Source organism: Streptomyces torulosus (genome assembly GCF_001419765.1).
In the GTDB taxonomy this organism is placed as follows: domain Bacteria; phylum Actinomycetota; class Actinomycetes; order Streptomycetales; family Streptomycetaceae; genus Streptomyces; species Streptomyces torulosus.
On sequence record NZ_LIRK01000149.1, the window covers coordinates 1 to 10256 of the forward strand.

The 10256-nt window shown below is 70.3% G+C and carries 13 protein-coding genes; 7 read left to right on the plus strand and 6 right to left on the minus strand.

The genetic code is table 11. From position 1 onward, the window contains the following. The coding region (locus AOK23_RS11150) for an S-adenosylmethionine:tRNA ribosyltransferase-isomerase (protein ID WP_169800291.1) at nucleotides 1–317 on the minus strand (317 nt) is incomplete at its 3' end. Then, nucleotides 317–1009 (minus strand): SDR family NAD(P)-dependent oxidoreductase, encoded by a 693-nt coding sequence (locus AOK23_RS11155; RefSeq protein WP_055712582.1) that lies wholly within the window; start codon nucleotides 1007–1009, stop codon nucleotides 317–319. The genes AOK23_RS11150 and AOK23_RS11155, both read right to left, overlap by 1 nt. A 243-nt stretch (nucleotides 1010–1252) precedes the next feature. Here AOK23_RS11155 and AOK23_RS11160 point away from each other — a divergent pair, with 243 nt between their 5' ends. The 3 genes from AOK23_RS11160 to chpE all read left to right on the plus strand — a co-directional run bounded on the left by AOK23_RS11160 (nucleotide 1253) and on the right by chpE (nucleotide 3439). Next, a complete protein-coding gene (locus AOK23_RS11160; RefSeq protein ID WP_055712583.1) occupies nucleotides 1253–2398 on the plus strand; it encodes a GAF domain-containing sensor histidine kinase in 1146 nt (381 codons plus the stop codon). Then, nucleotides 2391–3032, plus strand: coding sequence for a response regulator (locus AOK23_RS11165; protein WP_055517946.1), 642 nt, complete (start codon nucleotides 2391–2393; stop codon nucleotides 3030–3032). The genes AOK23_RS11160 and AOK23_RS11165 overlap by 8 nt, the downstream gene beginning before the upstream one ends. Nucleotides 3033–3190: 158 nt before the next feature. Then, nucleotides 3191–3439, plus strand: coding sequence for a chaplin ChpE (gene chpE / locus AOK23_RS11170; protein ID WP_055712584.1), 249 nt, complete (start codon nucleotides 3191–3193; stop codon nucleotides 3437–3439). Between the two features lie 137 nt (nucleotides 3440–3576). On the opposite strand, the gene AOK23_RS11175 is transcribed toward chpE, so the two are convergent. Next, complete coding sequence (locus tag AOK23_RS11175) at nucleotides 3577–4359, minus strand: hypothetical protein (RefSeq protein ID WP_055712585.1); 783 nt, start codon at nucleotides 4357–4359, stop codon at nucleotides 3577–3579. Nucleotides 4360–4509: 150 nt separating this feature from the next. On the opposite strand from AOK23_RS11175, the gene AOK23_RS11180 reads away from it, so the two are divergent. The 3 genes from AOK23_RS11180 (at nucleotide 4510) to AOK23_RS11190 (ending at nucleotide 6984) form a co-directional block, all read left to right on the plus strand. After that, entirely contained in the window at nucleotides 4510–5301 is a 792-nt protein-coding gene (locus AOK23_RS11180) for an ABC transporter ATP-binding protein (RefSeq protein ID WP_055538595.1), read from the plus strand. 145 nt (nucleotides 5302–5446) lie between these two features. Continuing rightward, on the plus strand, nucleotides 5447–5878 hold the full coding sequence (locus AOK23_RS11185; protein ID WP_055712586.1) for an NfeD family protein: 432 nt from the start codon (nucleotides 5447–5449) through the stop codon (nucleotides 5876–5878). Between the two features lie 158 nt (nucleotides 5879–6036). After that, nucleotides 6037–6984 carry an SPFH domain-containing protein gene (locus tag AOK23_RS11190; RefSeq protein ID WP_055538597.1) on the plus strand — a complete coding sequence of 316 codons (948 nt, stop codon included), beginning with the start codon at nucleotides 6037–6039 and terminating at the stop codon, nucleotides 6982–6984. Nucleotides 6985–7075: 91 nt separating this feature from the next. Here the strand turns inward: AOK23_RS11190 and AOK23_RS11195 are convergent, their stop codons facing one another. The 3 genes from AOK23_RS11195 to AOK23_RS11205 all read right to left on the minus strand — a co-directional run bounded on the left by AOK23_RS11195 (nucleotide 7076) and on the right by AOK23_RS11205 (nucleotide 9098). Then, complete coding sequence (locus AOK23_RS11195; RefSeq protein WP_055712587.1) at nucleotides 7076–7582, minus strand: HNH endonuclease; 507 nt, start codon at nucleotides 7580–7582, stop codon at nucleotides 7076–7078. Nucleotides 7583–7735: 153 nt separating this feature from the next. After that, entirely contained in the window at nucleotides 7736–8275 is a 540-nt protein-coding gene (locus tag AOK23_RS11200) for a YbhB/YbcL family Raf kinase inhibitor-like protein (RefSeq protein ID WP_055517938.1), read from the minus strand. A gap of 40 nt (nucleotides 8276–8315) precedes the next feature. After that, on the minus strand, nucleotides 8316–9098 hold the full coding sequence (locus tag AOK23_RS11205) for a sporulation protein (RefSeq protein ID WP_055712588.1): 783 nt from the start codon (nucleotides 9096–9098) through the stop codon (nucleotides 8316–8318). Nucleotides 9099–9298: 200 nt separating this feature from the next. On the opposite strand from AOK23_RS11205, the gene AOK23_RS11210 reads away from it, so the two are divergent. Then, the gene (locus AOK23_RS11210) at nucleotides 9299–9940 is read left to right on the plus strand and encodes a DNA-3-methyladenine glycosylase (RefSeq protein ID WP_055712589.1); all 642 of its coding nucleotides are present in this window, start codon (nucleotides 9299–9301) and stop codon (nucleotides 9938–9940) included. The last annotated feature ends 316 nt before the right edge of the window (nucleotides 9941–10256 follow it).

The window sequence follows — 10256 nt, forward strand, 5'->3', positions numbered from 1 at the left end:
GCGCGCGTGGTGCCCCGGCCGTCCGGGTCCCGCAGCTCGACGGCCCACCGCCCGTCATCGCCCCGCGTGGAGAAATGCACCACCACGCGCGCGTGCCCGATCACCCCGTCGACGGCCGCCGCCAGCGTCGACGACGTGTTCACCACCAGCAGGTCCCCGGCCCGCAGCAGCCGGGGCAGCTCCGCGAACTCGTGGTGCGACACCTCCGTACCGCGCGACACCAGCAGCCGTACGGAGTCCCGGTCGAGCCCCGGCCCGCGCTGCTCGACCGGCACCCGCGCCGACCGGTTCCCGGGCACCTTCAGCGCCGTCGTCATCACGCCTCCAGCAGGGACGGCGCCCCGTACCGGCCGCTGGCCGGCCGCCCCTCGATCAGCCGCAGGAACGCCGACACCACACTCTCCGGACGCGGCCGCGGATCGTCGTCGTCCGGCACCGCCGCCGCGTACAGATCGGTGCCCATGTCCCCGGGATCCACCGCCCACACCCGCAGCCCCGGCTCCTCCACCGCCAGTACCGCCGACAGATGGTCCAGCGCCGCCTTCGACGCCCCGTACCCGCCCCACGTCTCGTACGCCTCCGCCGCCGCGTCCGAGCTGACGTCGATCACCGCCCCCGCGTCGGACGCCCGCAACAGGGGCAGCGCCTCCTGCACCAGCCCCAGGGCCGCGACCACATTGACCTCAAGGGCCCGCCGCAGCCCGTCCAGGGCCAGCTCCTCCAGCCGGACGAGCGGCTCGGCGCCCAGCGCGCTCGCGTTGTTCACCAGCAGGTCCAGCCCGCCCAGCGCACGGGCCGCCGCGACCAGAGCGGCCCGGTGCGCCGCGTCCGTCACATCCCCCGGCAGCGCCTCGACCCGCGTCCCGTGCGCCGCCAGCTCCTTCGCCGTGCCCCGCAGGACCTCCTCGGTCCGCGCGTCGAGCACCAGGTCCCATCCCCGCTCGGCCAGCGCTTCCCCCAGCGCCCGTCCCAGGCCCTTGGAAGCCCCCGTGATGATCGCCACCGGCATGACATCGTCCCCTCGTCGTCCGCCGCCTCCCGCTCCGGTCGGCGGTGATCCCAACGTAGGAACCCGGCCCTCCCCACCGCCTCGTACGCGGGCCCCAGTACGCCAAGGCCCTTCGCCCTAGGCCACCGGTCGGGGCCCCGGGACCTAGGACCGGTCGTAGGCCAGGAACCTAGGTCCGACGGCCGGGGCGGCGCCGTCGGCGGTCCGATCCGCGCTGTCGGACCCCGCCGGTACGGTGAGCTCATGAGTCAAGGTCCCCGGTCGGGCCTCGCGGCGGTGAGTTCCGCGCTGCTGGCCATGAGCAGACACCTGGAGGTGCGGGACGTCCTGAAGACGATCGTCGCCTCCGCCCGAGAGCTGCTCGACGCCGAGTACGCCGCCCTCGGCGTCCCCGACGACCACGGCGGCTTCGCCCAGTTCGTCGTCGACGGCGTCACCGACGCGCAGTGGAAGGCCATCGGCCCCCTCCCGCGCCAGCACGGCATCCTCGCCGCGATGCTCCACGAGGCCACCCCCGAGCGCCTCGCCGACGTGCGCGAGGACCCGCGCTTCGAGGGCTGGCCCACCGCCCACCCCGACCTGGTCGACTTCCTCGGCCTGCCCATCCGCGACGGCGACGAGGTCATCGGCGCCCTCTTCCTCGCCAACAAGCGCTGCCCCCGCCCGGAGGGCGGCTGCGGCTTCACCGAGGACGACGAGGAACTGCTGTCGATCCTCGCCCAGCACGCCGCGATCGCCCTGACCAACGCCCGCCTCTACGAGCGCAGCCGCGAGCTGACCATCGCCGAGGAACGCTCCCGCCTCGCCCACGAGCTGCACGACGCGGTCAGCCAGAAGCTGTTCTCCCTGCGGCTGACCGCCCAGGCGGCGGCCGCCCTGGTCGACCGCGACCCCTCACGCGCCAAGGGCGAGCTCCAGCAGGTGGCCGCCCTCGCCGCCGAGGCCGCGGACGAGCTGCGCGCCGCCGTCGTCGAACTGCGCCCCGCCGGACTCGACGAGGACGGCCTGGCCGCCACCCTGCGCACCCAGGTCCACGTCCTCGACCGCGCCCACAGCGCCCGCGTCACCTTCTCCGCACGCGGCGCCCGCGCGCTGCCGGCGGCCCAGGAGGAGGCCCTGCTCCGCGTCGCCCAGGAGGCACTGCACAACGCCCTGCGCCACTCGGAGGCCGAGCACGTCGACGTCGCCCTGGAGCGCCGGGGCACCGGCGCGGTGCTGCGGATCACCGACGACGGCACCGGCTTCGACCCGCAGGCCATACGCCGCGCGGGACGCCACCTCGGCCTCGTCTCCATGCGTGACCGGGCGAGCGGGGTCGGCGGCACGCTGACCGTGGAATCGGCGCCCGGCAAGGGCACCACGATCGAGATGGAGGTCCCCGGTGGCTGACGCAATCAAGGTGCTGCTCGTCGACGACCACCAGGTGGTCCGCCGGGGCCTGCGCACCTTCCTCGAGGTGCAGGACGACATAGAGGTCGTGGGGGAGGCCGCCGACGGCGCCGAGGGCGTCGCCCGCGCCGAGGAGCTCCGGCCCGACGTCGTCCTCATGGACGTCAAGATGCCGGGCATGGACGGCATCGACGCGCTCCGCAGACTCCGCGAACTCGACAACCCCGCGCGCGTGCTCATCGTCACCAGCTTCACCGAGCAGCGCACCGTCGTCCCGGCCCTGCGCGCCGGCGCCGCCGGGTACGTCTACAAGGACGTGGACCCCGACGCCCTCGCCGGCGCCATCCGCTCCGTGCACGCCGGACACATCCTGCTCCAGCCGGAGGTCGCCGGGGTGCTCCTCTCCCAGGAGGAGGCCAACTCCGGTCAGGGGAGGGGCGGTTCGCTCACCGAGCGGGAGCGCGAGGTGCTCGGCCTGATCGCCGACGGCCGCTCCAACCGGGAGATCGCCCGCGCCCTGGTCCTGTCCGAGAAGACGGTCAAGACCCACGTCTCCAACATCCTCATGAAGCTCGACCTGGCGGACCGGACCCAGGCCGCGCTGTGGGCGGTGCGCCACGGTGTGACCGGATGATGTGCAGATTGTCCGGCAACCTGGAAGGTTCCCCTCCGATCTGAGATTCATACCGTCGGGTGTATGTCCTCCGAATGGCGCATCCTCGGCGGAGCCCCGCCGTTCTTCAGTGCGTGCTGCGTGCGACCGCCGCAGTGATCGCGAGGAAGGGCTCAGAAGTGAAGAACCTGAAGAAGGCCGCCGCTGTCACGATGGTGGCCGGTGGCCTCGTCGCCGCCGGTGCGGGCATGGCCTCCGCCACCGACGGCGGGGCGCACGCGGGCGGCAAGGCCGTCGGCTCGCCGGGCGTCATCTCGGGGAACGTCATCCAGGCCCCCATCGACATCCCGGTCAACGTGGTCGGCAACAGCGTCAGCGTCGTGGGCGTCCTGAACCCGGCCTTCGGCAACCTGGGTGTCAACCACTGACGTTCCGCCCCCGGAGCACCAGCGACCACCGGCCTTCCGGACCCCTCCGGAAGGCCGGTCAGCCATGTCCGTGACCCCGGTCGTTCCCTCCAGCGACTCCGCCGAACGGGGCCGAGGTACCGGGGCGCCGGGGCGCGCTACCCCCGCTCCCGCTCCTCCACGAACGCGTTGTACGCCGCCACCTGCGCCCGCCGGGCCGTCCGCTCCACCGGCCGCAACGCGGCCACCCGGGAGCCCATCTCGGACGCGCTCACCGCACCCCCGTGCCCGTTCTCGTACGCCAGCGAGATCAGCAACCCCACCCGCTGCGTCAGCTCCAGCACCCGCACGGCCCGCGGCGGATACCCGGGCGCGAGCACCTCACGCCCCCGCTCGGCCCGCGCCCGGTAGGCGTCGATCGCCGCCTCCGCCACCCGACCCGACGCCGCCACGTCCAACCGGGACAGCACGGCCGTCGCGTCCCGCAGCGCCTCCGCCAGCTCCCGCTCGGCCTCCCCGAGGGACGGCACATCGGCGGGCGGCGCCTCCCGCACCTCCAGACAGTGCCAGACCACCTCGACGTGCTCGTCGCCCGAGGGCCCCGCCGTGTACACCTCCGGCACCAGTCCCAGCGCACCGCCGTGGCACACCACGGCCTCCTCCGCCTCCAGCGCCCGCTTGTTGAACTCCGGCGGCCCACTGAGCCCCAACGGATGCCCCGGCGCGGGCAGGGCCACCCGCAACCCCGTCACCCCCAGCGCCCGCAGCCGCCCGAGCGCGAGCGTCAGCCCGACGGGCCCCGACTCGCCGGGCAGCCCCTCCACCCGATGCACCGCGTCCTCCCCGACGATCGCGAGCACCGCGTCATCCGGTGAGACAAGTCCGGCAAGAAGGGCGTTTCCCCATGCGGCAAGGCGTCCTGAACGTGGTTCCGAGAGCATGCCCCCACCCTAAGGACCGACCGATGGAATGGACGGCCCGACCGGTGGCGTAGATTTCTGTGAGGGCTGCGCCCACCCGGCGGTGGCTCCAACCACAGGCGTACGCGACAGCCGAGACAGGCCGACACTGCAAGGGGAGACAGCGCGCTCATGAGCGATGTTCTGGAGCTGGAGGACGTATCCGTGGTCCGCGAGGGCCGGGCTCTGGTGGACCAGGTCTCCTGGTCGGTCAAGGAGGGCGAGCGCTGGGCCATCCTCGGCCCGAACGGCGCGGGCAAGACCACCCTCCTCAACGTCGCGTCCAGCTACCTCTACCCCAGCAAGGGCACCGCCACGATCCTCGGCGAGACCCTCGGCCGGGTCGACGTCTTCGAACTGCGCCCCCGCATCGGCATGGCCGGCATCGCCATGGCGGAGAAGCTCCCCAAGCGCCAGACCGTCCTGCAGACCGTGCTGACCGCCGCGTACGGCATGACGGCCACCTGGAACGAGGACTACGAGGAGATCGACGAGCTCCGAGCCCGCGCCTTCCTCGACCGCCTCGGTATGACCGAGTACGTCGACCGCAAGTTCGGCACCCTCTCCGAGGGCGAGCGCAAGCGCACCCTCATCGCCCGCGCCCTGATGGCCGACCCCGAGCTGCTCCTCCTCGACGAGCCCGCCGCGGGCCTCGACCTCGGCGGTCGCGAGGACCTCGTCCGCCGGCTCGGCCGCCTCGCCCGCGACCCCATCGCCCCCTCCATGATCATGGTCACGCACCATGTCGAGGAGATCCCCCCGGGCTTCACCCACGTCCTGATGATCCGTCAGGGCAAGGTCCTCGCGGCGGGCCCCCTGGAGCTGGAGCTGACCTCCCGCAACCTCTCCCTGTGCTTCGGTCTCCCGCTCGTCGTCGAGCAGGTCGGCGAGCGCTGGACGGCCCAGGGCCTGCCCCTCACCTGACCTCCGACTTCTCCCGCCGATCCGCCAGTCGGGCGCTCAGGCTCCACAACCCGGGCCCGACGCAACCGACTTGGCGGATCCGCTGTAAGCGATCTTTGACCGTGCGCTCTGTCGGCCGGGCGATCCCGGTCCTACCATGGACGATGTGGACAACATCGACGCATGGGTGTGGTGGCTGATAGGCGCGGCCGGGCTCGGGATCGCCCTCGTCGTGACCGCGATGCCGGAACTGGGCATGCTCGCCCTGGGCGCCGTCGCCGGCGCCGTGACCGCGGGACTGGGTGGCGGTGTCGTCCTCCAAGTGGTCGTGTTCGCCGCCGTGTCCGTGGCGCTCATCGCCGTCGTACGGCCCGTGGCCGCCCGCCACAGGGCCCAACGGCCCGAACTCGCCACGGGGATCGACGCATTGAAGGGCAAGCACGCCGTCGTCCTGGAACGGGTCGACGGCTCCGGCGGCCGTATCAAGCTCGGCGGCGAGATCTGGTCCGCCCGCTCCCTCGACTCCGGACTCACCTTCGAGGTGGGCCAGGAAGTCGACGTCGTGGAGATCGAAGGAGCCACCGCGATCGTCATGTGACCTCGTACGACGCGGTCACGACGCGATCACGCAATGCACCGAACGTCCCACCTGGCAGGCGCTGTTCTGCCAGACTCGACGAGCAAGATCCTCAACAGGCAAACAGGCATAAGATCTTCCACAGGCGCCGCGGCGGAGAAGGGCACGGGGAGCGAACGATGGAACCGATCATCATCGTCCTGATCATTCTGGTGGTGTTGGTCTTCATCGCCCTGATCAAGACCATCCAGGTCATCCCACAGGCGAGCGCCGCCATCGTGGAGCGCTTCGGCCGCTACACGCGCACGCTCAACGCGGGCCTCAACATCGTGGTCCCGTTCATCGACTCCATCCGCAACCGCATCGACCTCCGCGAACAGGTCGTGCCGTTCCCGCCCCAGCCGGTGATCACCCAGGACAACCTGGTCGTGAACATCGACACGGTCATCTACTACCAGGTGACCGACGCCCGCGCCGCCACCTACGAGGTCGCCAGCTACATCCAGGCGATCGAGCAGCTCACCGTCACCACGCTCCGCAACATCATCGGTGGCATGGACCTGGAGCGGACCCTGACCTCCCGTGAGGAGATCAACGCGGCCCTGCGCGGCGTCCTCGACGAGGCGACCGGCAAGTGGGGCATCCGCGTCAACCGCGTCGAGCTGAAGGCGATCGAGCCGCCCACCTCCATCCAGGACTCGATGGAGAAGCAGATGCGCGCCGACCGTGACAAGCGCGCCGCGATCCTCACCGCCGAAGGTACGCGCCAGGCGGCGATCCTGACCGCCGAGGGTGAGAAGCAGTCCCAGATCCTGCGCGCCGAGGGTGAGGCCAAGGCCGCCGCCCTGCGCGCCGAGGGCGAGGCCCAGGCCGTCCGTACGGTCTTCGAGGCCATCCACGCCGGTGACCCGGACCAGAAGCTCCTCTCCTACCAGTACCTCCAGATGCTCCCGAAGATCGCCGAGGGCGACGCCAACAAGCTCTGGATCGTCCCCAGCGAGATCGGCGACGCCCTGAAGGGCCTCTCCGGCGCCATGGGCAACTTCGGCAACCTGGGCGGCGGCCCCACTGTTCCCAAGCCGGCCGACGGCAACGCCGACCGCCGCGAGAAGCCGGCCATCGACTGAACACGACCGACTGAACACGACTACGGGCCCGCCCTTCCACCAGGAAGAGCGGGCCCGTTCGCCGTACGACAGCATTAGGTGACGAGGCCGGTTACGCGGCACCCTTCGCCAGCCAGTCCGGCAGCGCGTCGAAGTCGTCATGTCCCAGGGACAGCAGCATCGCGTCCGCCGGAGTCGGCTCGAACGGCTGCCGCAGCAGCGGCATCCCTGCCTCGTCCGGAGTCCGGTTCGCCTTGCGGTGGTTGTCCTCCGCGCACGACGCGACCGTGTTCAGCCAGCTGTCGGAGCCACCCTTGGACCGTGGCACCACATGGTCCACGGTGGTCGCCCGCCTGCCGCAGTACGCGCACCTGTGCCTGTCCCGTACCAGCACACCCCGCCGCGACCACGGCGCTTGTCTTCGGAACGGCACCCTCACGTACCTGCAGAGCCTGATCACCCGGGGCGCCGGTATGTCGACCGCGGCTCCGCGCATGCGCAGTTCGGGGTGGGTCTGCTCGACGACGGCCTTGTCCTGCAGCACCAGAACGACGGCTCGGTTGAGCGTCACCGTCGACAGCGGCTCGAAGCTCGCGTTCAGTACCAGCGTGTCCCGCATCCCAGCCCACCTCCTGTGCACCAGCCCACCCCCCGGCAGGCTTGGATCAACTGTGGCCGGGCACGCCGAGATGGACAACGCAATAAAAAATGCCCGCCTCTGATCACTTCCAAGACCAGAGGCGGGCAAACGTTCAATGAACGTCCGGCTTCGTTACTTTTCCGCTACAGCGGCGTACTCCCCGATGAGCTGGGCGCGCGCCAGCGTGTGGAAACGGAGGTTGAATCCCACCACGGCGGGCGAAGCGTCGGAATCCGGACCGAGCTTCTCCTGATCCACGGCGTACACCGTGAACACATAACGGTGTGCCGGGTCACCGGGCGGTGGGGCGGCCCCACCGAAGTCACGCGTCCCGTAGTCGTTGCGCGCGTGCACCGCGCCCTCGGGCAGTCCCTCGAACTTCCCCGACCCCGCACCGGTCGCCAACTCGGTCACGGACACCGGGATGTCGAACACGACCCAGTGCCAGAACCCGCTGCCCGTGGGGGCGTCCGGGTCGTAGCAGGTCACGGCGAAGCTCTTGGTCTCCGGCGGGAAACCCTCCCAGCGCAGCTGCGGAGAGGTGTTCCCGCCCGCGTAGACCTGAGCGTCCTTGAGCGTCGCCCCCGGCTCGACGTCCTCACTCGTGACCGTGAAGGACGGCACGACCGGATGGAAATCGTGGGGGAGCGGCGGCCTCTTCGGCTCGGTCACCTCGGTACCTCCTGGTGGATCCTGTGGGTTGGTTCAGAGCCTAGAACCAGCTGCGCTTGCTGCCGACCTCCGACAGCCACTGGTTCAGGTAGGCGCCCCAGTCCGTGTTCCCGTAGTCCTGCAGCCCCACCCGGAACGAACGGAACGAGTCGCTGCCCTCACTGAACAGCCCCGGCTTCTTGTCCATCTCCAGCACGACGTCCATCTCGCGCTCGTCGGCGACGAAGCTCAGCTCGACCTGGTTCAGCCCGTGGTACTGCTGCGGCGGGAAGAACTCGATCTCCTGGTAGAACGGCAGCTTCTGCCGCGTGCCCCGGATGTGGCCGCGCTCCATGTCCGCGTTCTTGAAGCGGAAGCCCAGCTGGATGAAGGCGTCCAGGATCGCCTGCTGCGCCGGCAGCGGGTGCACGTTGATCGGGTCCAGGTCACCGGAGTCGACCGCCCGCGCGATCTCCAGCTCCGTCGTCACCCCGATGTGCATCCCCGGCAGCGTCTGGCCCTGGATGGTCGTGACCGGCGTCTCCCACGGGATCTCCAGCCCGAACGGCACCACGTGCACCGCCTGCGCCTTCAGCTCGAAGGCACCCCCGAGTCGCTGCTTCAGGAACTCGATGTCCTGCTTGTACTCGGCGTCCTGGCCCTCGACCTCGACCCGGGCCTGCAGCCCGACCGACAGCGCCTCGATCTGCTGGTCCACGGAACCGCCCTGGATCCGTACTTCACCCTGGACGACACCGCCCGGCACCACATTGACCTCGGTCAGCACCGTCTCGACCGAAGCGCCACCGGCCCCCAGGCTCGCGAGCAGTCGCTTGAACCCCATGTCTGTTCCTCCCGTCAGGCAACGCCTGTGTATCTGTGTGGCTCTGTAGTTCTGTATGGGTGGATCGCTCTGTGTGGCGTGGATCCTTGATCCCTACAAACGCGAACCGACGGTGACCGGTTCCGGGTCCCCACACTTCCAAGGAGGACGCTTCCTCGCCACCCATCGGCCCGCACCCGTCTGGACTACGCTCGTACGCCATGATCGCGACCCCTGACCGTACGCCCCTGGCCCGAGAGTTCTTCGACCGCCCCGTCCTGGAGGTCGCCCCCGACCTCCTGGGACGCGTCCTCGTGCGCACCACCCCGGACGGTCCGATCGCACTCCGCATCACCGAGGTCGAGGCCTACGACGGTCAGAACGACCCCGGTTCGCACGCGTTTCGCGGACACACCGCCCGCAACGGCGTGATGTTCGGTCCACCCGGCCATGTGTACGTGTACTTCACGTACGGCATGTGGCACTGCATGAACCTGGTGTGCGGTCCGGAGGGCCGGGCGAGCGCGGTCCTGCTGCGCGCCGGCGAGGTCATCGAGGGCGCGGAGTTGGCTCGCAAACGTCGAATCTCGGCCCGAAATGACATGGAACTGGCCAAAGGGCCGGCCCGCCTGGCCACCGCCCTGGACGTGGACCGCGCCCTCGACGGCACGGACGCCTGTTCCCCCGACGATCCCCCTCTTACGGTCCTGACCGGCACGCCTGTCCACTCCGACCAGGTACGCAACGGTCCCCGTACCGGTGTCGCGGGCGACGGAGGCGTCCACCCGTGGCGCTTCTGGATCGCCGACGACCCCACGGTGAGCCCGTATCGGGCCCATGTCCCCCGCCGCCGCCGAACTTGACTCGCTTCCGGGCGGTCCGTAACGTAGCCCGAGCCGCTTGAACCGGGTACGGCAGTCAGCCAGCAGCCGGAAGCGGCCACCCACTACCTACGACATCCCTTGGCGGGGGCGAATTAGGCATGCCCTGATTCGAGTCCGCAGCACTCAATTATGAGTTGCCGAGGGAATCGGCTAACGTAGTGAATGTCGAAAGGCCGCGAGGGAAACCGAGAGGCCCAAAGGCAGCCGAAAGGCAAATCCCGCCGACAGGGAATCGGATCGGAAAACGATCTGATAGAGTCGGAAACGCAAGACCGAAGGGAAGCGCCCGGAGGAA